This is a genomic window from Sphingobacterium sp. BIGb0116, assembly GCF_024808035.1.
Lineage (GTDB): Bacteria > Bacteroidota > Bacteroidia > Sphingobacteriales > Sphingobacteriaceae > Sphingobacterium > Sphingobacterium paramultivorum.
Window position 1 is genome coordinate 128,574 of the sequence record NZ_JANUDT010000012.1, and the last position, 24,341, is coordinate 152,914.

General features: G+C 38.7%; 22 protein-coding genes. 8 read left to right on the top strand and 14 right to left on the bottom strand.

All coding sequences use genetic code 11. The features are described from left to right. Positions 1-122: 122 nt before the first annotated feature. On the bottom strand, positions 123-998 hold the full coding sequence (locus tag M2419_RS24815) for an AraC family transcriptional regulator (RefSeq protein WP_159728453.1): 876 nt from the start codon (positions 996-998) through the stop codon (positions 123-125). Between the two features lie 487 nt (positions 999-1,485). On the opposite strand from M2419_RS24815, the gene M2419_RS24820 reads away from it, so the two are divergent. The 5 genes from M2419_RS24820 (at position 1,486) to M2419_RS24840 (ending at position 5,882) form a co-directional block, all read left to right on the top strand. Continuing rightward, positions 1,486-2,364, top strand: coding sequence for an AraC family transcriptional regulator (locus M2419_RS24820; protein WP_120334551.1), 879 nt, complete (start codon positions 1,486-1,488; stop codon positions 2,362-2,364). 88 nt (positions 2,365-2,452) lie between these two features. Next, positions 2,453-3,508: an alpha/beta hydrolase gene (locus M2419_RS24825; protein ID WP_159728455.1), complete on the top strand. Its 1,056-nt coding sequence runs from the start codon at positions 2,453-2,455 to the stop codon at positions 3,506-3,508. Between the two features lie 46 nt (positions 3,509-3,554). Continuing rightward, positions 3,555-4,133, top strand: a complete 579-nt coding sequence (locus tag M2419_RS24830) for a sugar O-acetyltransferase (protein ID WP_159728457.1) — start codon at positions 3,555-3,557, stop codon at positions 4,131-4,133. A gap of 132 nt (positions 4,134-4,265) precedes the next feature. Then, a complete protein-coding gene (locus tag M2419_RS24835) occupies positions 4,266-4,667 on the top strand; it encodes a cupin domain-containing protein (protein ID WP_259255795.1) in 402 nt (133 codons plus the stop codon). 231 nt (positions 4,668-4,898) lie between these two features. Beyond that, positions 4,899-5,882, top strand: a complete 984-nt coding sequence (locus tag M2419_RS24840; protein ID WP_259255796.1) for a type I glyceraldehyde-3-phosphate dehydrogenase — start codon at positions 4,899-4,901, stop codon at positions 5,880-5,882. Between the two features lie 151 nt (positions 5,883-6,033). On the opposite strand, the gene M2419_RS24845 is transcribed toward M2419_RS24840, so the two are convergent. The 5 genes from M2419_RS24845 to M2419_RS24865 all read right to left on the bottom strand — a co-directional run bounded on the left by M2419_RS24845 (position 6,034) and on the right by M2419_RS24865 (position 10,322). Then, positions 6,034-8,250 carry a hypothetical protein gene (locus tag M2419_RS24845; RefSeq protein WP_259255797.1) on the bottom strand — a complete coding sequence of 739 codons (2,217 nt, stop codon included), beginning with the start codon at positions 8,248-8,250 and terminating at the stop codon, positions 6,034-6,036. Between the two features lie 35 nt (positions 8,251-8,285). After that, positions 8,286-9,251: a hypothetical protein gene (locus tag M2419_RS24850; protein ID WP_259255798.1), complete on the bottom strand. Its 966-nt coding sequence runs from the start codon at positions 9,249-9,251 to the stop codon at positions 8,286-8,288. A 19-nt stretch (positions 9,252-9,270) separates the two neighbouring features. Further along, positions 9,271-9,624, bottom strand: coding sequence for a hypothetical protein (locus M2419_RS24855; protein WP_153845509.1), 354 nt, complete (start codon positions 9,622-9,624; stop codon positions 9,271-9,273). 62 nt (positions 9,625-9,686) lie between these two features. Further along, positions 9,687-9,959 carry a hypothetical protein gene (locus M2419_RS24860; RefSeq protein ID WP_153845508.1) on the bottom strand — a complete coding sequence of 91 codons (273 nt, stop codon included), beginning with the start codon at positions 9,957-9,959 and terminating at the stop codon, positions 9,687-9,689. A gap of 105 nt (positions 9,960-10,064) precedes the next feature. Beyond that, the gene (locus M2419_RS24865) at positions 10,065-10,322 is read right to left on the bottom strand and encodes a hypothetical protein (RefSeq protein ID WP_153845507.1); all 258 of its coding nucleotides are present in this window, start codon (positions 10,320-10,322) and stop codon (positions 10,065-10,067) included. 199 nt (positions 10,323-10,521) lie between these two features. On the opposite strand from M2419_RS24865, the gene M2419_RS24870 reads away from it, so the two are divergent. Next, positions 10,522-11,499 (top strand): AraC family transcriptional regulator, encoded by a 978-nt coding sequence (locus tag M2419_RS24870; protein WP_153845506.1) that lies wholly within the window; start codon positions 10,522-10,524, stop codon positions 11,497-11,499. Between the two features lie 9 nt (positions 11,500-11,508). On the opposite strand, the gene M2419_RS24875 is transcribed toward M2419_RS24870, so the two are convergent. The 8 genes from M2419_RS24875 to M2419_RS24910 form a co-directional block, all read right to left on the bottom strand. Continuing rightward, positions 11,509-13,035 (bottom strand): glycosyltransferase family 39 protein, encoded by a 1,527-nt coding sequence (locus M2419_RS24875; RefSeq protein WP_153845505.1) that lies wholly within the window; start codon positions 13,033-13,035, stop codon positions 11,509-11,511. 200 nt (positions 13,036-13,235) lie between these two features. Then, positions 13,236-13,997: a DUF6882 domain-containing protein gene (locus M2419_RS24880; RefSeq protein ID WP_259255799.1), complete on the bottom strand. Its 762-nt coding sequence runs from the start codon at positions 13,995-13,997 to the stop codon at positions 13,236-13,238. Between the two features lie 123 nt (positions 13,998-14,120). Next, on the bottom strand, positions 14,121-14,954 hold the full coding sequence (locus tag M2419_RS24885; protein ID WP_259255800.1) for an endonuclease/exonuclease/phosphatase family protein: 834 nt from the start codon (positions 14,952-14,954) through the stop codon (positions 14,121-14,123). Positions 14,955-15,139: 185 nt separating this feature from the next. Next, positions 15,140-17,566, bottom strand: coding sequence for a TonB-dependent receptor (locus tag M2419_RS24890; protein WP_259255801.1), 2,427 nt, complete (start codon positions 17,564-17,566; stop codon positions 15,140-15,142). Positions 17,567-17,917: 351 nt separating this feature from the next. Beyond that, complete coding sequence (locus tag M2419_RS24895; RefSeq protein ID WP_259255802.1) at positions 17,918-19,471, bottom strand: serine hydrolase; 1,554 nt, start codon at positions 19,469-19,471, stop codon at positions 17,918-17,920. A gap of 350 nt (positions 19,472-19,821) precedes the next feature. Then, the gene (locus tag M2419_RS24900; RefSeq protein WP_259255803.1) at positions 19,822-20,421 is read right to left on the bottom strand and encodes a hypothetical protein; all 600 of its coding nucleotides are present in this window, start codon (positions 20,419-20,421) and stop codon (positions 19,822-19,824) included. 89 nt (positions 20,422-20,510) lie between these two features. Then, complete coding sequence (locus M2419_RS24905) at positions 20,511-21,170, bottom strand: vancomycin high temperature exclusion protein (RefSeq protein WP_259255804.1); 660 nt, start codon at positions 21,168-21,170, stop codon at positions 20,511-20,513. Positions 21,171-21,324: 154 nt separating this feature from the next. After that, complete coding sequence (locus M2419_RS24910) at positions 21,325-22,365, bottom strand: endonuclease/exonuclease/phosphatase family protein (RefSeq protein WP_259255805.1); 1,041 nt, start codon at positions 22,363-22,365, stop codon at positions 21,325-21,327. Positions 22,366-22,948: 583 nt separating this feature from the next. On the opposite strand from M2419_RS24910, the gene M2419_RS24915 reads away from it, so the two are divergent. Continuing rightward, on the top strand, positions 22,949-23,875 hold the full coding sequence (locus tag M2419_RS24915; protein WP_259255806.1) for a hypothetical protein: 927 nt from the start codon (positions 22,949-22,951) through the stop codon (positions 23,873-23,875). A 15-nt stretch (positions 23,876-23,890) separates the two neighbouring features. Continuing rightward, positions 23,891-24,316, top strand: coding sequence for a luciferase family protein (locus M2419_RS24920; RefSeq protein ID WP_259255807.1), 426 nt, complete (start codon positions 23,891-23,893; stop codon positions 24,314-24,316). Positions 24,317-24,341: the final 25 nt, after the last annotated feature.

The window sequence follows — 24,341 nt, forward strand, 5'->3', positions numbered from 1 at the left end:
TTAAATTTCTGATGCAAAGTTACTGTGTCCGGGAAGGCAAATGTTATACTTTACTTACGATATGATATACATTTGATCCAACACAACCACAGGATAAAACCATATCAAATCACATAATAGACTTAAGTCTTATACATTTGCGCCAATTGCTGCTGCAGATTGGTTGGCGTTTCATCCAGTTTGGCGCGCACAAACTTGTTCAGTGCCGCAGGTGAATTGAATCCGAGTTCAAAGGCAATCTCCTTATGTGAGTAGTTGGATAACAGCAGCAGTTGTTTGATTTCATTCATAATCCGCGCATGAATGGTTTCTATAGAGGTCAGTCCTGCAATCTTGCGGGTAATTTCATTTAACTTTTTTGGAGACAGCTGTAATTTTTCTGCATACCAGCCCACGGTACGCTCCGTTTTATAATGCCTTTCCAACAATTCCAGAAATTTACCATAGATCTTTGCGTTTTCATTACTGAGCTGGCTGTTTCCCCATTTGGTATGGACAAATTCCACCAATTTGAGTAAGATGATTTTGATGTAGAAACGCGCTTGCTCCTTCTTGATCGATGTTAAATCCTGATATGATTTTTCGACCTGCTCCAGCAGCATCTCTATTTCTGAGGTTTCTGCCTCGGGCAATTCAATATGGTTGAGTTTTACGGAGATATTGTAGTTGTAAATACTCAATTCATTTTTCAGGATATCCGAACAGAATAGTACTTCGTCAAACAGGATCAATTTGCCTTCAAAGTCGTCGCTTAGCAACTCTTTGGAGGAGAGCTGACCGGGAAAGATGACACATATATGAGGTGCATTGACGGTATAACGGCGGTCTTCCACCTGCAGATTGAGCCGACCTTTTTTAACAAACAAAAGGCAAAAATGGTCTTTTGTATGAGGTTCTCTATAAGCTGCGAGAGCTTCCCTGTCCAAATCAAAAATATGAAAAGGGGTGATCGCCCTTTCAGCTTTATATTGTATATCTTTTAGATGATAAACTATCATAGAGGCCATGATAAGCATTTATTCTGAATTCGTCAAATTTACTTTTTCGTCAAGCTAGCGTGAATAGAAAGCCTATTTTTCTCCTTTACATCAGAACATTCGAAGCTCTTCAATGAACGTTATCCAGTGAGAATTGTTCCTTAATTTTTAAAAAAAGGACTAATCTTTCGACTAGCCCCTTAACTAAATTATAAACGAATCCTTTATGGACCGGAGTATACTTTCTAAAAGCCCAGTCCCTAAACCTAAGCTTAAAAATGGCCAGGCATTAAACCTGACCATAAAATTAAATCAACCGAAACTAAACTTCCTAAATTGAATCGATCGTCAATAAATAGACAAATGCTTGAAGTGATTGGTTTGATAAAAATAAAAAAAGGTCGAGTTTAGCACTGTGATAATACAGCCGTTGAGATAATACAGCCGTTTATTTAGGTTGTTTTTGCACTAAATACAACGTTATATTTGAATTTCTTAACTTTGTTCTATGGAAACAAAAATAGTCCGAAGTGTCTCTGAATTCAATAGTGAACTGAGATTGCAGGGTTTTAAAGCATTTCAGATTGAGGATGACAGTAATGCTACACGTGTTTATAGTCGTAAAGATTTCTTTAAAATATGCCTTACAACTGGTAAAAGTAAGATTCATTACGCAGATAAAAGCTTTGAACAAGAAGGCACGATACTATTTTTTGGGAACCCGCATATCCCCTATTCCTGGGAAACCATTTCTACGACCTATGCTGGTTATACATGCTTGTTTTCGGAAGACTTTTTAAAACAGGCCGACCGCGCGGAAAGCTTGCAGCAATCGCCGTTCTTTAAAATCGGAGGTACGCCGGTCTTAAAAATCACTGAGGATCAACGCTTGTTCCTTAACACACTTTTCGAGAAGATGATCGAAGAGCAAAAAAGTGATTATACGTTTAAAGATGAACTCATACGCAATTATATCAACCTAATCATTCACGAAGCCCTTAAACTTCAACCGTCAGAAGTGTATACCCCTACCAAGAATGGTACAGCACGTATCGCATCGGTGTTTTTGGAACTATTAGAACGTCAATTTCCAATCGAAACACCTACAAGTCCGCTCAAAATGAGAACAGCGCAAGATTATGCGCAAAACCTCAACATCCATGTCAACTATCTGAATCGTGCTGTAAAAGAAATTACGGGCAAATCTACAACGACGCTGATTTCAGAAAGAATCTTGACAGAAGCAAAAGCCCTACTGCAACATACAGACTGGAATATTTCAGAGGTAGCCAGCGCACTGGGATTTGAATATCCTACTTATTTCAATAACTTCTTTAAAAAACTGACAGGAACAAACCCGAAATCGCTCCGGGAATCTGAGATTTGAAATTCTTAAGTTTTGGTTTGATAATCGTTAACACCTCCCCTTTATACTGATCTACCTTTGTATATGTAATAATTAACATAATACAGATATGAAAATAGCAGTAACATTATTGGTCTTGTCTTTCCTGTTTTCTGATAGGACTTCCGCGCAGCATGTACAATCAAACCAAAATTTAAAACCGATGAATAGTTCGTCAGATCATTATACTTTTCAATTAAGCGATAAGGTAACCCGCAAAAAAGTAAGTTTTAAAAACCGTTATGGCATCACACTTTCTGGCGATTTATACATCCCTAAAAACACAGACAACAAAGTGTTATCTGCACTTGCCATCAGTGGCCCTTTTGGTGCAGTGAAAGAGCAATCTTCTGGATTGTATGCCAACCAAATGGCGGAAAGAGGATTTATTGCCTTGGCGTTCGACCCTTCCTACACTGGTGAAAGCAGCGGTTCACCTCGTAACGTAGCATCGCCAGATATCAACACCGAAGATTTCAGCGCAGCTGTAGACTTTCTAGGGTTGCAGAAAAATATTGACAGGAGCAAAATCGGAATCATTGGCATCTGTGGATTTGCTGGCTTTGCATTAAATGCAACGGCAGTAGACAAACGTATAAAAGCAGTAGCAACGACCAGTATGTACGATATGACGCGCGTCATGTCAAAAGGCTATAACGATGTGATAACTGCTGCGCAACGTACACAAACATTGGAACAATTAGGCCTGCAGCGCTGGAAAGATGCCGAAAGTAGATCTTACGCATCTTCAACAAACAATTTACCGGAAAAATTGACTGGCAGTGAGCCTCAGTTTGTCAGGGAATATTTTGATTATTATAAAACAGCTCGTGGATTTCATCCTCGTTCTATCAATTCAAATGCTTCATGGACGGGAACTTCCCCCCTGTCGTTTATGAATATGCCGATTCTCTCTTATATCAAGGAAATTGCACCTCGCCCCATGCTAATCATTGCAGGTGAAAATGCTCATTCAAGATATTTCAGTGAAGACGCTTATAAAGCTGCTACCGAACCAAAGGAGCTAATGATTATCCCCAATGCAGTTCATGTTGACTTATATGATCAATTCGACAAAATTCCATTCGATAAACTGACAGCATTCTTTATTGCTAATTTAAAATAACGTACTTATTCCATTAAATTACATATAAAATTTAACTAGCTATTCTATGAAAACATCAGATAATACTTATCAGGAAGATATTTTTGAACGATTGAAAAAGAATAAAAATATTTCTTCCGATGATCCCCAGGGATACCGTTTACAGCAAGCTTCTTTTGCTACAAAAGCATTATTGGTGCCTATGAACAATTCAGCTGATCCCAAAGAGATAAGAAATCTATTAAGTCAGATTACCGGTTCAGCTATAGATGAAAGTACAACTGTATTTACACCATTATATATCAACTATGGCAAGAATACAACGATAGGAAAAAATGTCTTCATCAACTTCGACTGTATTTTTTTGGATTTAGGTGGTATAATTATAGAAGATGATGTATTAATAGCTCCCAAAGTGAGTTTATTAACAGAAGGCCATCCAATTGAGGCTGAAAACAGACAATCGTTAAATGTGGCTCCGATCCATATCAAAAAGAATGCTTGGATTGGGGCAAATGCAACAATCCTGCCCGGCGTTACGATTGGAGAAAATGCGGTGGTAGCAGCTGGTTCCGTAGTCAGCAAGGACGTACCGGATAATACAGTTGTTGGTGGAATTCCGGCAAAAATTATTAAAAACATATAATAAAGAATTCGGATCATCTTTATATCGGATGGTCTTTATAAAGACCAAATTGCAAACTATATGAACGGGTTATTCGTTATCCCAATTATGGCGATAAGTTTATTCGCCTGCAATACTAAAACAGATCATACAATGAACACAGCAGAAATATTTCCCAAAGGGGAACCATTACCTAAGGAATGGTTTACTGGAGATGCATTTTTAACCCCCTTGGTAGCAAAAGATAAAAACAATGATTTCTCGGCAGGTAGCGTAACTTTTGCACCTGGTGCGAGAACAAACTGGCATACACATCCTAAAGGTCAGGTTTTACTGGTAATCGAAGGAAATGGACTCTATCAGGAAAAAGGAAAGCCGGCACAAGCAATCAAAAAAGGTGATGTTGTCAATATTCCTGAGAATATAGAACACTGGCACGGCGCAACTGCTGCTACTAAAATGGTGCATGTTGCCATCACTAATTTTAAAGAAGATGTTCAAGTTACTTGGCTAAATCCCGTAACAGAAGAAGAATTCAGTTTAGCCAATAGATAATGAAGCCTGTACTTGTTTTGAACAGCGCTTTATTGTCAGAACTCTGTCGTAGTTCGATATCGATAGGCCCATGGTTACTTACAATTGACTTCTAATCCCTGAAAACTAACTGGGTGACTTTAGCTTAGCGAAATTCTTGATCCATGTCAATCTTTTTTTTCGAAAAATAAAAGAACTTAGTCTATATATAAAAACAAAAGAAATAATATAAACAGATTTAAAAGGAATAGGATGAAAAAGATAGCAATTAATGGATTTGGTCGCATCGGACGTGCTGCCTTAAAAATAATAACAGAAACTGCCGATCTTGAGGTCGTTGGAATTAATGATCTGATGAGTATTGAAAACGCCGCATATCTGCTTAAATACGATAGTAACTATGGGAAATATGAAAAAGATGTGCGTATCGAGGGAGATACAATTGTGGTCGATGGAAAGGCGGTTAAATATACAAGTATCAGGGAGATTGAAAAGTTACCTTGGAAAGATATTCAAGCGGATATCATTATAGAGAGTACGGGTATTTTCACGAACAAAGCGGACGCTGAAAAACATTTAACCTCTGGAGCAAAATTTGTCGTCATCTCGGGCCCTACCAAAGATACGCCGACAGTGGTCCATGGGGTAAATACCGAAGATGGAAGGGTTTCTATCTTTTCATGCGCAAGCTGTACGACAAACAATATAAGTCCAGTAATCGAAATATTGGGCAGGAGACTGGGAATAAAAAAAGCAATACTAAATACCACACACGGTTATACAGCTTCACAGGCATTGGTCGATGCTCCATCAAAAAAAGAACCGCGTATGGGAAGGGCTGCAGGTATTAACCTTGCCCCCGCGGCCACGGGTGCTGCAATAGCGACGACAAAAGCACTTCCGCAATACGCCGGAAAGTTTGACGGTATAGCCGTTAGGGTACCTGTTCCAGTAGGATCCATCTCCGATATTACGTTTATTGCAGAAAGGTCCACCACAACCGAAGAGATCAACCAAATTTTGATCGAAGAATCAAAAACTGATCGCTATAAAAAGGTGCTAACGGTAACCGACGAGCCCTTGGTATCTACCGATATTATCAAAAGTCCATTTGCAGCGACAGTAGATCTAGAAATGACTCGAGTTGTCGATGGCGATCTGGTGAAAGTGATGGCTTGGTATGACAATGAATGGGGATTTACCAACCAAATGGTCAGACAAATTCAATCAATTTAGCGCGACAGCAACGGAAAGCTGAATATGCAAAGGGCTATCTAAAGGTTAGATAGCCTTTTTTCTACAATTTTATACTTATCACCCTCACAGTATCTTGTCAGATAGCCTATTCTTAAACGGATTGAGCCGTTGTTGCCCCTTATAAAAAGTTCTATGCAAATATGTTTTTTATTTCATCAATAATCCCAAGGTATTGTTTTTTTATGCGGTGTTGCCTATATAATTTTTTACCATTCCACTGTTTACTCCAATTCATACTACTGAAAGACCATGCCTGAAGTTTCTCCAATTGATCATTCAATGAAGTTAAGGCTAAGTTTAACCCTTTTATAGAACCTAGATTGGTACTTAAAGACATCCCTTTCCATGCTGAAACATTTTCGGCAGCGGAGAATGGTATTGGATAAAGTTTAATTTGATGATCCTGATGGAATAATTCCCGAGCACTTTTATCGTAACTGAATACGAGATATTTTGTTCGCCCTGGTTTGGTAAAAACGATTTCGTTGTCGTATATCGAACTTAATGCACCTTGTTCGGGACCGAAAGCCAAGATATCACCATCTGGGGTCAATAAGGGCAGTACCTTATAAGCGCGGCTAAAAACTGTGTAGTTTTTTCCTTCAAAATCACATGCTACCAACGAATATGCCTGACGGGTGCCCAAGCTTTTCTGATCTGTATTTTTCAGTGCGGGACCTATCGTTTTCTTGTCTTTGATTAGGCCCAGCCCCAACTCACAACTCCTCAGAAATGAAACCTCATTCCACAGCTTATAAATGTTTTTTGTAGCCTCATTTAAGTCCTTATAGCCCTGCTCTACCTTGCCAAAATCAGAAAATTCAATAGCCTTCTGGACTTCCGCAGCAGCATGAGCAAATGCATCTCCAAGACTTAAAGTCGATACATTGACTTGCGCAGGATCTTTTCGCTTAAACTCAGCAATGCCGGCATTGTGAGCGATATAATACATGCGACTGAGCGTCAGATAATCCTGTAGCATAACACGTAATCGGATGATCTCTTCCCCCTCGATGCCATCGATACTGTTGTAATATCCCTGCGCCATCCAGGGAAAAAGTGCAGACCAATGACTAATCCACGCGCCTAAAGGAACGTATCCCTCTGTATTCACTTCATGCCCAGCATGTACGTTTCCCTGAGATTCTGACAGATTTGAGGCTGTGAAATGTGCTTTCTTAGTTTTATTTTTATTTGTAAAATTTAGCGTATCAATATCATTTGCCTTTATTTTTTCTTGAAGATTTTTCAATTTGTCTGTATTTGCAGGTTGCTCGGCGTTATTGATAAACTCGTCAAAAGAGAGCTTTGGATTTGTTTTTAATGTTTTTTTATAAGCCGATGCTTCCGCCATTTCTTTGAGGTCATCCAAATTTTCTATCTTCTCCACCTCTTTTTCAATTCTCTCATCGACCTCGGGCTTGTGGAATTCGGGTATCGTCGGTGCTCCACGACTGATTTCCATCTTAGGCGCTTTCTCAATAACACTCACATCGGCAAGCTCACTGAATGATTTGTTTTCCAGGCTATCCAGCCATTGTTTTACCTGTTCATCAAGGACTGTCCCCCAGGAAAAACTTCTGCTAGTCACATTAACCTTCGCCTTACCGTGCGACTGGCCACCATCATAAGTCGCCTGCACAGCGACAGCGGCAAATGCATTTGCGTAGGAAAAATCAGCAGAACCACCGTACTGCCAAGACTCCGATTCACTTTGAGAGGTCATTTTCATGGTTACTCCCCCTAGTCCACCCCAGATAACACCAACGACTAAACCATCGCCAAAATCATGTGCAAAATCTTCCGAAGCTTCCACCCATATATTGACCAGTTCTTTTAGCTGTAACGATTCTGCATCAGTCTCTTTTAGTGCCTTTCGTATATCACGTTTTGATTCTGCGGCATACTTGATCACATTATTATAAGCGGTTAATACTGCTTGTGCACCTTCCTGACATGCGCCATTCAGACTGGCAATAAGGTCACTTGCTGTCAGATCTTCGAAATTAACATATTCTATACCACCGATCGCAATCGCACTATAATTCACGACAACAGACCTATCCGTGGCTGCCTTTGACTCCCCCACATAAGCAGACAAGGATGACTTGAGCAGACTCATTCCAGAAGCACCATATGCACCGGACATTCCGAAAGTACCTTGATTCATCCTTTCAGAATACAAATAACTGCTTTCACCAGACATATATTTTTCGGAATGCTGCTGTGCAATCATCCGGCTGATGGGTGCCCGAATTACACTTGGAGCAAATTTTCCACTTTGAGAATAAATAATTGAGCCAATTGTCACCCCGTACAAGGGGTTATTTGTTTCAGATTTTTCCATAAGACTTTACAATTAATGGGTTAAAGAATCGCTATTTAAAGAAAATTAAGAGCAATGATGCTTCTTGCTGTTTGTTCATTCACATAGTCCATGTACGCGATATTGGGTTTGGGAATGTGGACTTGTCTAAGGTATCCGTCCGCTAGCTCCTCCAGTGCCCGATTGGCTTCTTTGGCCAGATTTTTCATAGAACTGGTCAAGAATGTGCTGCTATCGGGCGTCAGTGTCCAGGACAATAAAAAGAAGTAATTCTTATTCAGACCGCCGTAAGCAATCAATTTAGCCAACTGATCCTGTTTCATTTTTTCGAGCGAAACTGTATTTGAGTACGAATCATACACGCTAATATTGGGATCACAAGATCTACTTTGCTCATGAGCCGGATCCATGCTTTTGTCCTGATCATAATAGCGAAACCGTCCACTTCGCGCACTGATATGTTCGGGATAATCGAAGACCAAGATAATCCTGCCGCGACATGCTTCCAGACTTATTTTTGCTAAATTGACATCGTAATGTGTATTGTTATAAAAATATTTTCGGTATTGCATGTTGGCCAAAAACTGATCTATTCGATCTTTTATTTCCCGCTCGTTATTACGATTCGTACGGATATGAGAGAATTTTAAAATACAGGTTTCCGACCTATGATTATCAATAAATGCAATGGCTTGTTCGATCATATCGACCAGCGGCTGTCCATTACATCCAGCATTCCCTGTCTGATGATAGCTTACCAGTCTACCGTGATCATAATCGACACGAATATCAAAGTAGCGCGCTCCTGCCGCTAATTGCCCCAACATATCCAATGCTTGCGTTTGCACGATTCCTTTATTTAAATCGGCCCCAGCACCACAATGATCCGTTTGAGACATCCCTGCATCGTGACTCCCCGGCATAATAATCCCATTCAAGAATAATGTAGGGTCGAGCCCTTCCATCCAGCTAGCTGTATTTATTGAACCCGTATCTGGCTTCTCATTGATTAAACTTCCCATAGCCTAATTCCATATTTGCTCAGATCAGATATAATTCAAACGTGATATCTTGATCATGTCCTTCAAAACTACCTTTGATGTCGTATCCAATCGAATCGGATGGGCTAACCGTCACTCTATAGGAACTCTTGCTATGGTTCATCGGATGATTGTAGTAGAACTCGATGGTTATTTTTCCGCCATCAGTCTGATAAATCACTGTACCTTCGGGACCAAATGTGCCCCCTGTTCTTGTGGTACAGACCCAACTTCCGGAAGATTCAATCGTACCCGGAGGATCTGTGGTGAATTTCCCATGTTTTGGTGTGCTAGGTTTTAACGTCAACACCTTACCAGTGTTATTATTTACCGTCATTTTTACTTTTCTAGCCATGATGCTTTTGTTTTAATTTGTAAATATGTTTTTATAAAATTCGCATTGGTTAACAGCGTGACTTAGGCCCAGGCTATTTTGATGTCTTCGCCAGTAACAGTCGCGCTGTATGTTAACGCTCCTGCAGGAATATAAACAACCGAATGAGCCGGGTTTGCTGAGAGAGTAAAAACTCTATAGGAGCTTTTGCCCTTATCATCCAAAAATTTAAGGTTTACTTTGGTTGTTACCGCGGTAACTGAATTGACTAGTGCCGCAGTCATTTGGTCTTTTTTCCTTCCGCTGATGTCAACGGTTTCGTTGACGGTACCAGCTCGCATTAAATTTGTTGGCATAACGTATTTATTTATCCTTCAGCCTACTCTATATCGTTTTCGGCATCCCTTTTTTTAACAGGTGGCTCGCTTTTTTAGATTGAGCTATTCAGCCCATTATGTGCCTTATTCAAAGCCAATGGCAGTCTTCAGTCCAGTATTTTTCACTTTGAACTTGAATTTATGATTTAAGGTATATTCAGAACCTAATTTCTCTTTAATTTTACCCGTCAAATTCTGGCCATTCGGTTGATTATTATCTCCATAATAGTGGATTTCATAATAGCCGGTCTGCCCGGCACCCATGGGATCAAAATCAATCCTAAAAATACTAGGACCGAATAGTCCAGATTCTTGACCTGGTTGCAATGTGACATGTTTCATAATTTTTATTTTATCAGTAAAATTTGTCCTAAGAAAGACACGACAATAAACAGCGTGTAATATTTAATTCACAATTGGAAACGTATCGTTATTTATAGCAAATTTAGCCTGCAATACCCGGAAGGCTGTTCATCAAAACGCATTATTTTTGCATCGAAACGCATTATTTTTTTGTATATTCATTCAATAAATTATTGATATGAAAGCTCCTATTGTTATCAAGGAATTGAGAGAGCAGCCATTTGAAGAGATTGTACGCCAAAATTGCGAAGACGAAATATTAAAGTTTAAAGCCCCCATACTTGGAAGGGGACAAACTGCTCTTATTCCCCTTGTACCCAATATTACTTTAGCCTATTTATCCGGGGTTCCCCTTGAAACCTATAAGATGCAGTACAATCAATATTATAACAATAATATTTTACTGACAATCAGTCTAAAGGGAGATATCGTTCATGAATGGAATCACACTACAAGTTCCAAAATAAGTACACAGCAAAGCTTTATGTATAACCCGCAGGGGGAAGATTCTTTTTTTGTAGCTGAGAAAGGGAAAAAATTCGAACAGGTAACCATCATATTTAACAAAGAGGACTTTCTTCAAGTGGTTGATAAATTTTTCGATGTCAATCAGAAGACCGAGAAGAAAAAATGTATTCATGCCGTCTTTTCAAAAACAGTCGAGGGAGTGGTCTTTGATATTTCTAAAGTCATTACCGTCATTATTAAGCAAATATTGGAATGTAGGCTCAAGGGCAATTTTAGACGGGTATTTATGGAGTGTAAATTGTATGAGATCATGGCACATTACTTAAATGCCATTTCATCAGTCAAGCATCAAGAATTGAAATTTAGCGCATTAGATATTCAAAAATTACAGGAAGTCAGAAAGCTGTTGCAAAATCTAGATCAGATATTACAACTTTCTATTAACGATTTATGCAAAACTATTGGTTTGAACCGCTTTAAACTAACTACTGGCTTTCAAGCGATCTATAATATTTCTGTTATTAAATTTTACCATCAATCGGTTCTGATCAAAGCCTTTGAAGAACTGCAACAAAATGATGTCGATTCGATCAGCAATATTGCGTTAAAATACGGATATGGTAGTACGCAAGCTTTTTCAACGGCTTTTCAAAAACAATTTGGAATGCGCCCCAGTCAAATAAAGTAAGTAGTATATTTATTCAAATATTCTGCTTTTAAACAAATCTTTCATTTTGTTAAAGTCCTGTTTAGGTTTTTTACAGATATAAATCGTCTGCAGCACCCAACCTTCGCTACTTGCATAGGGGCTATATAGCTTTCGTACAGGAACAACTTCTTCAAAAAAAGGATAAAAGAAGTCATCACTGGTATCGTTATAACAAATGGCGATCACCGTTTGGGGCATTCGACCCAATGGTGCCCAGCTATAGAAACTACCATGATAACAAAAAGCATTCGGGAGCCCAAATGTACTCTTCATAAGTTCGACCGCACCAGCCTGCGAGTAATGTTTGCCCCAAATAAGACAACTTGTTTTTTCATTTGGGGGTAAACTGTCGTATACTGAGTGTAGTTCATGCATGCTCGTTTCCCATTTTTGCTTGGTAATATACTCTTGCATAGGAAGAACCTCCTTACCGTTTTTTACATTTTTAGGAAAATATTTATGAATCCGATCCATATAATGTGCATAAGAATATATAGGTAGACCAAATGGTATCAAAACAGTTCCAAGTAATAAAATGACACTCAGTGGAATTAACAACCATTTTCTCTTTGGCAGAATGATATGTTCAAACAAAATACCACAAAAGGGCAATAACGTAAGAACAATCGGGAAAAAGTAATAAGCTTTACCCTTTGAATAGGCCAAAAATGCAATAGACAGTAGAATTGAACTCGCTATAGGCCTATAATAGTGCTTTGTTTTTTGACCACCCCAGATAAAAATCAATGTAGGGATAAGCATAATGGCTGTAATAGGATTGACATCTAAAAAAAGTCCAAAAACAACTTTGCTGAAAGTTAGCTCATCTAATTGCGTCTCATAAAGCCTAGCAAACATCTGCAACGCTGGAAAATTGTTCGCATATTGCCATACAATATTTGGCAATAAAATAAGAAGAGCAACGACCATACATTGCCAGTATCTGGCAGCTCTTAAAGCCTTCCGAGTTCGCCTAAAGAACAGTAGCGCAGCAATGCCCACCAAAAAAAACAGTGCATCATATTTTGTAAGAAAAGCAAGGGAAATAAAGATCGTTAAGTACCAGAGGTATTTTCTGTCTTCATATTTTACAAACCTCACCAACTGATAAAATGAGATCAGCCAAAAACATTGGCTAAATACAACCGGCTGAAACGATTGCTGCGACCCTCCGAAGCCCGGCGATATCAATAGGCAGGATAATGCGATAGCAGTAGCTATACTCCCCCCTCCAAGTTCAAATACGGTCTTACCAAGGTAGATGACGATGAGTATTGTCGCGATATGTGGAAAAAGATGATGAATGAAGACCGATTGAGTGTGAAACAAATTTTGGATAAATGCCAAAACTCCGATGACAGGCGGAAATTCCATATAGCCAAAGGCCAGATGGTTTCCGGTGTCTATATGTAGCAGTTCGTCGCCCTGAAAACCTGAATGGAAATCGGCTATAATGTGAAGTGTCAGTTTAACGAGACAGAAAATGATAATAATAATCCGGGTACTTTTAGTCATCAATTGGTATGAGGGTTAGCTTTATGATTGTTTTTACTTTATTTTAAATGTTCAATCTTTTTTTAGTCGATATTTTAAACGTTTTGTTGGTTTGTCCCCAATGGGATATGGAAAGTTGCAAATCTGTTATCTTCCAAATTGAGGCAGCTTCCTCCCCTGGATCGGTAACTACATATGCAATTCAAAGACGGATAATATAATTACTCGGCCTTATTAAAGTCTTTCAGCTCAAAGTAACAATCTTCACAAACAAGTTTGATCTTCGCAAATTCTTCTGAGTCTTCGTTCCAACCATTATATTTCATTCTGACCCTTTCACATTCGTCGCACCAGGCCGCAAAGTCATCTTCTTCATCAACTTCCATCCCTTTATAGGTGTCGAAACTTTCTTCAAAACCTTTAGGATTTTTCAGATCAAGATGCTGGCATATAAATGCTGGTCTCGACAAGCCATGGATTTTGCATGTTACTTTTGCCTGGTTTAAATGGACAACTTCCCGAGAATTTTCATCCAGAACAGCAGTGATCAGGAAATAACTTTGGAGCTTTTCTATACTTACCCTATAAAGCCCCATGCCATCCAACATATCCAAAGAAATCGCCGCAAACTCCCAACAATCGAATTCATCTGCCGGGAAAGTTCCTTCTGTCAATTTGGTATAATTGTTTTTGATTCCAAAATCTTTAACAGCAAGTATACTCCCCTTGTTGGGTTCGACACTATGCTCATTGAACCAGCTCCACATCCATGTTTCTGATGTAAATGAAAAAGTACCTATAGGAATATATTTTAGATAAATCTGATCTTCATCGTTATTGTATAACCTCAGAAGCGCAAGTTCAGCGTCATAATACCATTGTTGATAGTTGCCTAGCTCAAACTGCGCTCTAAATCTTTCCTGGATCTGTATAAGTTCCTGACATTTTTTACCAGCAAACTGTTCGTAATCTGTTTTTTTCAACCTTTTACATTTTAAATTTATAGCAGTTAAGAAAATATTTCTATCACATTATTTAGGAATCGATATAAAAATGATGAAAATAAATAAGCGCAGCAATACTTGTATGATGTATTTAAGATCGTTTTACCTTATTTTAAATGTTGTCACTACAAAACCATGATCAGAAGGGTATAAAATTTCTTTACCGTTCAGTTTGATTGGCTCATTAAAGAATACCTTATAAGACTCAGATTTTAACGCTTTTAAATTCCGGCTTTTGTAAAATATATAATCTATCCGATGGTCATCATTTTCCCCTTTCGTATGCCATGTAATACCTGGATGTGTGATGGGATTGGGATTCAAGGTTCTATAAGTATCCACCAGTCCGATATCGGCCAATACTTTTGTTGAATACCAGGGAACAACCAGATTATTATGTATTTTCTTTGTATCCTTGCCCCAATCCAAATGAGACGGCGTGTTGAGGTCTCCACCAAGAATCATTGGAATTGAATCCGCTTGTGCAGCATATTTTTTTAGATAGGGCAATACCTTTTGTATCATTTCATATTTAGCTCCCGATCTTTCCCAAATAAGAAGCTCCGCAGCTGTTTTACCCAACTTTTCGGGCTCGTTTTCCCATGGTAAATAATGAAACCAATTCGAGAATAATCTGATTTTCTGCTTGTGGATGATAACTTCTCTTCCTCCTAGATAAAATGGAAATTCAGTGTCAATCCGTTCACCAAAAGGGTACCTAGATATGATGGACAAATTAACACTCTTATCATTTAAGGCTGTTCCTTCGGGAGCAATTAAATGAAAATTGTACCCTAAGGAATCGGCTATTTCTTTACCGGAACCGTAAGTTTCCACCATCAATATGATGTCCGGATTTATTTCTCTTATAATCTGTACCGCATGGGCTTTGCCATCCTCACTATCATTTGCTCCGTGCAATATATTCCATGACATCACCTTGAAGATTTCAGCTTGCTTTTGGGCTTCGCAGTTAAAGCAAAGAAATGTTAATGTTAAAAAGAAAATAGTAAACTGCATGTCGTGTCTTTATTAATTTATAGATTTCAAATTTAGAAGATTCATCAATGTATTGCAGGGCCAATATTAAAAAATAAATATGTACAAACGGTGCCGATATCTTATTGTATCCGGCCGCTTTCGCTTTCGAGAGCCGATTTGCGATTACGTTGATCCTTAGTCGCTCCACTGCTGAACCTATAGTTGAAACTCAGACGTACCTGTCTTGATTCGTAGTAGCCATAACTTGATGAAAGCAGTCCTGGTAAATTTTGCGTGTATTTAACTTGGTTACCTTTATAGATGTCGGTGATAGCCAGTCGTATTGTTGTTTTGTCTTTTAATACAGATTTTTGGAACGCGATGTCCGCTTGACTAACCGGTCTACTGATGGTATTGGCCCCTCCGAGTCGTTTTGAATTGTAGACCACCGAAACTTCTGCCCTCATCTGAAAGGGGAGTTTGAAGGTCTGAAGGAGATCGGCACGTCCCGCAGTCTGCCTCAAGTTGAGATTTTGATACTGGTCAAAGGAAACGTCATTATGGATATAATACAACAGGCCATTGAAAGTCATGTCCCACCAGGGCCTAGGCGAATAAGTCTGCGTCAGGGACAGGGACCAATGTTGCTGTGTCCCCACATTTTTACTGATTATCATGATTTTATCCTGTTCCAGTGTATCTGTTACTTTTGCATTCAATTGGTCTGTATAGGCATAGTTTATGCCTATTATTGTCGAATTTTTCACGGAGTAAAGTAACGAAAACCTTTGGGTCAATGAAGGTACCAAGAAAGGGTTCCCTTTCCAGAATGAAAGCTCGTCAAGCATATATACAAAGGGATTGAGATCCTGATATGCTGGTCTTTCTATACGTTTGGCATAAGACAAAGACAGCGTCTGTTTAGCAGTCAATTGTGTGGCAATGGAAAAAAAGGGGAAAAAGTTAGTAAACTTTCTATTGATATGCTCGTTGAGACCTGCCCCATACTCCTGATAAAGTAGGGTACCATTGGAGCCAGCATATTCTAGTCGCAGCCCGCCCTGTAGGGACCAGGCACCAATGGACCGTTTGTAGTCAACATACGCACTGCTGATATGCTCATCGAAGTGAAAATCATTTGAACGTCTGTTGTCTAGGCTATCTTCCGATTGTTTAACATGATAAAAGTTTGCGTTATTTTTCGAGCCTACTGCGGAGTATTTGGCACCTGTTTCCAACTTCCCACCCCATAACCGCGTCGCATAGTCTATTTTTAATCCTTTTAGATCAATATCGATATCATTAAGCGTACGGTAAAGATTTTCGTCAGTAACGACATACTGATTGTCACGGTAAATATTTGACTGCAAGTTTTTGTTCCATTTACCGAAGAGACCGTAATCGGCATCAATATTTAGACTATGCCCTATTGTATCTTCGTATTTGTAGTTCAGGTTAAAATTGTAGCGTTTCGTATTCTGCCCGTAATAATCGTTAATGGCATCCAGCGTTTCCTCAACCGTGGTGGAAGGCGGTGTCGTAATGGCTGTAGCGGTATTGGTGAGACCTCCTCCAAAGATAAAATTGCCATTTGCCAAAAAACCGACCGTATTCTTTTCGTCAATAAAATAGTCTACCCCGACTTGAGCCGCCATTTTCTGACGTTTGTCCACGTCGATCGTATGGCTGTCATACGACCTTCCATTTTGCTGGCGATCCGTACCATAAAGGTAATTGTAATACCCCAATGTATGATTGTAAGTTCCATAGACATTAATCCTATTAACCCGATAGTTAAATGCAAGGTTTTCCAATTGTTTGGGACTGACACCATAGACAAAGGTCGTGGAAATGTTTCCATTTAATCCTTTTGTCTGATTTTTTTTGGTTTTGATATTGATTATACCTGCAGCTCCAGTGGCATCATATCTGGCACTTGGATTATTGATAATTTCGATGGATTTGAGGTTATTGGATGACATCGATTTCAATAGATCACTAAGTTCTTTTCCTGAAAGAAAAGTTTGCTTTCCGTCCAGGAGAATCTGTACACCACTTTTCCCATTGAGTGTAATGTCTGTATCGTTCTCTATCTGCACACCAGGAGATCTTTTCAAAGCATCGAAAGCTGATATATCCTGTGAACCTATGCTATTCTCTACATGATAGACGACCGTACCTCCATCCACAGAAAACAACTTATTTTTGCCTTCGACTTCCGCCGCTTCCAATGTATTTTCCTGTCGGAGGAGATGTAGTGTCCCAACGTCGCCATTGGTCGGATTAAACGAACTGCTCCTCAATTCTTTATAACCAAGATGCTTAATCAACAAATAATAGTTGCCCGTTAGTTTATACGCAATCTGAAAACAGCCCGTGCTATCTGTCATTGAACTAGCTATCAGTTTGCTATCAATACTGTATAAGCTTATTGTAGCCAGGAAAACAGGTACGTGATCAGGATTGACGACCTTACCCTGCACGATATTTTCCGTAGCCTGCCCATAAAGGGCTCCGCTCCATAAGAAGAATATCCCAATTAATAAGAATTTTGGTAAAGAAGTCATTCGGTTTATAATAAAATCGGTTTTTTCACTTGGGTTTACGAGATCATATCCTGTGGCCTAGAATGGATGTTCATATTCTCCAACTAATATGCTTTAAAAAAGCTATTTTATTTCAAAATGCCAATTGTAATCAATTAATTTTGCAGATGAATATATCAGAATGCGTCTATAAATTAACAATAACAAAATCTATAATACTTAAGATTCATTAAAGTTGCCAATTCTAAAATCCATCCAATCTTCTGCTTTCGTATATTCAATTACAGTTTGACACCTCATCCTTTCTGTGGCAACTGGCTTAAGCGTGTCGGCACCTTCCTTTTCATCTTATTGGTCCATACGATTGGTCGGTTACTGCGATGCAACAACAGGACTGGGCTTACGATCAAACATAACCGGTTTTTCACTACCGTCCAACAGAATTCCTATACCTTGAATCTGACCGTCCACATCGCTAAAGAAGTTAAAGAGAAGATTACTTGGTTCAGTATCCGCTACCCCATTTTTATCGACAGACCGTGGGTCAAAAACATCATAATGTCGATGAATAAGAACAACCTTCTCATAACCGAGTTCACTGTATAACTTGTTATCCTTAAGCCTTACCTCAATAATTCCATATGCAGGGTTTTCAAAAGAACCAGTGTACAGTTTTAAGGAATGGGAAGGTTTCGTCGCTGTAACGGGCAACTTTTCTTCTTCTTCTTTTTTAATATGACGCAGTGAGTCAATTTCAGCCTTTTTTTCACCATTCCAGTCGATTGGATTCAAACCAAGAAGTATATCAGCTATGGAATTTCTGACCACTGTAGGAACTTTAGATACGTTTTGATTGGTTAATACGACAATTCCGAGTGTATCTGTTGGAAAAAATGCCACATTCGCAGAAAATCCGTTAATATTTCCACCGTGTTCTACTTGATAATGTCCTCTATAGGAGCCAATCATCCAGCCTAAACCATAATTGGAAAGGAAGACATCTTTATGTTTGTCTGGTAAACCTGCATCCATCACCATTTGGGAGCTCGCAGCCTCATTTATATAATTTGCAGGAAGTATTTCTTTCCCATTGAAATAACCTCGGTTGAGCCAAACCTTGAGCCAATTAGACATGTCATTAGCACTGCTATTTATGCTTCCTGCTGGCCCCATACCACTAATATTATAATAATCAATCGGTTTTATCGTGTTATCTTTGGAAAGTGTATAGGGCAAAGAAGCATCGCTGTCCCGTTGAAATGCTAAGAGATCGGTATTAGAACGGGTCATTTGTAGGGGGGTAAAAAACTTTTCTTGTATATTTTGTTCCCATGTCTTACCACTCAATCGCTCCACAATCATTCCTTGAGCAAGGTACATGAAGTTATTATAGAACCATTTCATTCGCAGGCCTGAGCTGGGTTTCATAAATCTGACCCGCGAAATCAGACTATCTCTATTTTTGCTATTGAACAGAAACCAAGATAAATCATAGCGGGACAAGCCAGTCCTATGCGCCATTAGGTCTTTAACAACGATTTGATTATCCATCTCATCATTGTAAAACCGCAACGTTGGCAGTAAAGATACCGCTCTGTCCTCAAATGTTAGTTTGCCATCTGCTCTCAACAAACCTAACAATGAAGCAGTAAAAGCTTTGGAGCTTGAACCAATTGCAAAAAGCGTATTGGGTGTGACGGGTTTTTTATTCGCGAAATCACGATAACCAAATCCCTTATTATAAATTATTTTATCGCCTTTCACAACAGCAACGGCAAAACCCGCCACATGATGATCTTTTAAAACTTGGCCGAGAACAGAATCAATTGCTTCAAATTGATCTTTCTGCCTGCCTACTTTCCCAACCTGAGAAAATAGTGAAAAAGAAAACCAGGAACAAAAAATAAAGGTTAAAAGGAATTTCATATCAAGTTGGAATTTATACGAAAATACTTATTCAACTTGATTCCCGCAAACTCCTGAAGACATTAGCTTTAGCTATTTTATCCTCGGATGCTACTAATAAAAGAAAGAAGAATACTGGCGCTGCAGAAGATTAAACTTCGTTTATTCTAGCGCTCACTCTTATCCCGCGATCTTACCAGTCAAAGAATTCAGAAGTTTTAAAATGATTTTAAACTTCTGAATGACGATTTTTGTTTATTGAAGGAATTATAAATGGTTAAGGTACCAAAGAGTAACTCTTCGGTTGATGATAAGATTCTTTAATAGTCAATTTCATACGGCCTGTTCTTTTTAGCGGCTAAGCTTTCTACCTATTCTAAATTATAAAAGCATTGACTTCCTATCGCACCACCACCATATTCCAACACAAGCCTGTCATTTACCATAATGTAAGTGCAGCCGTCATTGTAACGCGCTTTTAAGCTATCGGCAATTGGTTTATCAAACAAATTAAAGGAATACCTCCCCATTCCGCTTCGTTGAAAGCTTATGTTACAAGGTTCTCCGCTTGTAATACCGATACAATTTGCTTTATCTAACTTTTCTTTGAGAGTCTTTAAAGTCCCTCTTGTCCAACCAAGTTTTTGCAATAAAGAGTCTGCTTTATTCGAATTAATTTTCACATCCCAGTTACTTTCAAACTTGCCGTCCACTTTCAAATGGAAAATACCTAAAGTATTGTTTTTGCTAAATTCTATTTCAACAGATTTATCTGGTGGAATTATTTTGTTTATATAATTTTTGACTTCATAAATATCGGCTCTTTTTTCCTCAAAGTTTTCTTTAAGTTCCGTTACAGAATAATCTTTGTCAACACCGCCAAAACCAGCCATAAACAAACCGATACCAACAAAAAGAATTAGAAACCCAATCCCGAATAAAAATAAAAATATGTTTAGAATAACTCTCATTTGTCTATGGCACATTATTAAACTAACATCTAGCTTATCAAACAATTATGCGATAATAAATGGTCTATCAATCTATAAAATTTCATAACTTATTCTTTCGTGTAATTCGATTTTCCGTTTACATCCACCTCCTTACCTAAATACTTTGGTTTTCTATTTCTCATTATATCCAAAACGGCTTTCGTAACTGATAGTTTTTCTCTCAATACATAATATTTATACCCCGGGTAAGCGCCCCGATCTGCACTATAGCCGAATGATTTTATGCCCAATTTATCGCCCAGATAAACACATCTATTTAGATGATATTTCTGAGATACCAAGATTGCCGTATCAACATTAAATATATATTTTGCCCGGTACATGGTCGAATAGCTATCGAACCCAGCATAGTCAATGTAAATTTTTGCGGTATCGATGCCATTTTTCTGACAGTACAACTTCATTACGCTAAGCTCATCGTACTCGTCTCTTCCGTTGTCTCCCGACAACAATATTTTATCCACTTTGTGGTTTTTGTACAACGAAATCCCAGCATCGAGTCTATCTTTCAAATATCTACTTGGCTGATCACCATTGATACCAGCGCCAAAAATGATGGCGACCTTGGTTCTTGGCACATCTTTAAGTTCCGTGAAAATCACCGAATCTGTTTTAGCCGTTACATTGCTATTGGTTATCACCACAACAACCAGGGCTACTACACATAGAGCGACGACCACTAAAACGAACCTTTTAATCTTTTTCATTAGCTTGATTTGTTCATGATAAACTTATCATTTTAAACACAAATTTAACAGTACAACCTATTAAAAATCGAACCAATTATAATTCGCTGAAGATAAATTATCATTCGTAGGCACTTACGGTCTTTTCGGTATATTTCATATGGCTATTAATGCACTAGAATTTAAACATAACCAACATCGCTTTATGATCGGTTGGCCACACGCCTTTGGGCAGCTGGAAGTTATCTTCACTATCTTTTTCCTGCTTCTGCCCATACTTTACGGTTTCCACAGGACCGACAATGTTAGCTTTTACTGGCTTCAACGGCTTTTTGCTGCGGTAATAAACGTAATCGATCCGATCCCGATCATCCGCTGTGGGTGCCCATGCCAATTTCTCAATGGGAACATCCTTGTTAAAAGCAGGGTAAGTAAAACCAGGATGACTGACCGGATTGGGATGTAATTGACGGAAGCTATCTATAAATCCGGCTTTTTCTAATAAAACCGAACAGTCCCAGGGAACCACTGCCCCACGATGGTCAAAAAGATCTTTTGTTGCCAATGTCCAATCCAAATGCGAAGGCTCATTAAAATCACCTGCAATAATAAACGATTGTGATTGATCCTCTTTCTCTACATCGCTCAGGATATCCTGGATAGCTTCATCACGTTTGCTTTTCCGATTAGCCTCAATAATGGTACCTACGTCTGATACAGGACGATCTAACTTTTTCCAGGTCACACCATCATAACCACGTGGCAAATAGCAGGCATAATTCGTGTAGTCCAAGTGTAAAGAATAACATACAAAAGAACGCTTTCCAATCTTGATCTTACTTTTTAAAACACCGCCCATAGTACTATCTTTTTCATAAAGCGCATGCTGTGATTCAATCGGATATTTGGAAATAAAACCGACATCCAGTTTTGCGTCACTGGACTGGCCAAAATATATGGCCCCCTTAGCTTTGAGTTCCGTTAGTATACGCTGAATAAAATCTGTTCCCTTGTAATTGCGGACTTCACTAAAGAGAACGACATCTGCATGCTTGGCAATAATTTCGTCTGCAATAGCAGGAAACCCATTCGGCACGACAGTCCCCTCCTGCCAGATATTGATTTGCAGTACCTTTACCTTATTTTTTGCCTGAGCGAAGAGCGTATGCCCTAAAAGGGTTATCACCGAAAGCAATATAATTTTTCTTAATTTCATTGGAGTTGTCTATTTCTATGAACAAGCATTACCACAACGTTCTTATCGAAATGCGGTTTCTACCATTATCTTATAAGCGAGTTTCTTACTTATTTCTGTAATAACCAAATAATTTTATCCACATTATCAACTCCACCCCACTGTCGTAGACTTGCTTCATCAACTTTTTCGCGATTTGTATCGAATTCAGAAGTAGGATACCTCCAACGCAAAGGCATTTCCGTATTTGTAACATTTTGATCAGCTTCAATTGAATAGCATTATATTTAGCAGCATTCCAAAATTTATTAAATAGCGAATTATTTAATATCTTAGCCATACAAAGTTTTAGCACAACGGATAGCAAGCCAAAAGTGGGTGGCATATTCATAAATGGTCGCCCGAATGATGAATGGAACTATTATGCAGGTCCCTGGGTAAAGGCACAAAATACCGAAATAAATATTGAGACACCACTGGTCATTAACAATTAAAAAAGCATTAGCTCCGATATCGCCTTTTCACTTAAACGCCTTTAAGCAGTGTGTGAATATGCGGCTAAAATCAGATCAGCCTGAGTCGGGAAGCCTAACAATCAAATACGATGAGTTTGAAACAAACGTTTTATAAAGTACGAAGTTCTAAAATAGTTCAGGGCATTCTAATAGCCAACATTTTTGCATTTCTAATTATTGGTATGCAATCTTCATTGCTGCCCAAGGATGTGGGTGTACTTGTCTTTTCTGAGTTTGTGATTATTCCACTGTTGATGGGTATTATTATGGCTTGGTGTTGGAAAGATACCAACATGAGAGGAACACAAATAACGGCATGCTCTATCTTGGGTAGTCTCATGGCTATCTTACTGAGCTTTATATTCTTAGGTGAAGGCATTATTTGCCTCTTAATTGTTTCCCCTCTTATTTTTGGTTTTGTTATCGCAGGCGCCTTTATTGGAAGGTCAATGTTTAAAAAGAGCAATCAAAAATTGAATATAAGCATTGTTAGCCTGTTACTTGGAATTTTTATTGTTGACTCCCTGAGTGATCATCATCACGAAAATATGGTCTCCGATGAGATCTTGATTCATGCGAGTCCAGCACAAGTATGGCAGCACGTGGTCGCCTTCGATCCGATATCTCAGAAGGAAAACTATTGGCTCTTTAATATAGGAATGCCGAGCCCAATGGCCACAACGGTAAGTGAGCATAAATTGGGCGCAAACCGAAAATGCATTTTCAGCAACGGATATATTTTCGATGAGAAGATTGTAAAATTTGACGTCAATGAAAACTTAGTTTTTGATATCATTGATCAACCCAAAGACCCTGAAATTATGGGACATATAGATATCAAAAGAGGTCAATTTATGTTGAAAGACAATGGAAATGGTACCACTACCCTTATCGGGAACAGTTGGTATAATCTCCATGTCTTCCCTACTTGGTATTATGACCTTTGGGCAGAAAGTATCACTAGGAATGTCCATTTCCGAGTAATGGAGCATATTAAACTATTAAGCGAGCGATAACCTATGTTTTCTTTTGTGGTAAGAAGACTTGGCTTTTTAAAGGATATCCCTTTATTAGCCATTCTATTTGATAGTCTTATGAGACTTTGGATGTTCATTACGAAGCCCGAACTGCTACATTGGATCGATGACCTGGAAGAAAATGTCGAACGTATGCCCGGAACGACGGTTGGGATCCATAAATATGGTGGGACTGCGTTCAATTATTCGGAAAAGGAATTCGCACATGTACATAGCAATGGTTTAGTGGACATTTTATTAAATAAAGAGCTAAAAAAATCATTAATGATGGACGGAAAAATCAAGGACCATCATCTATTTAAAAATTCAGGATGGATCAGTTTTTACCTTCACAATAAGCAAGATGTTGCCTATGCCTGTTACCTCTTGAAAAAGGCTTACGACCGTGCTAGAGAAAAACAGAACTCTGTATTCTGTTAGACAGGCTTTGATCTTCATGAATTGT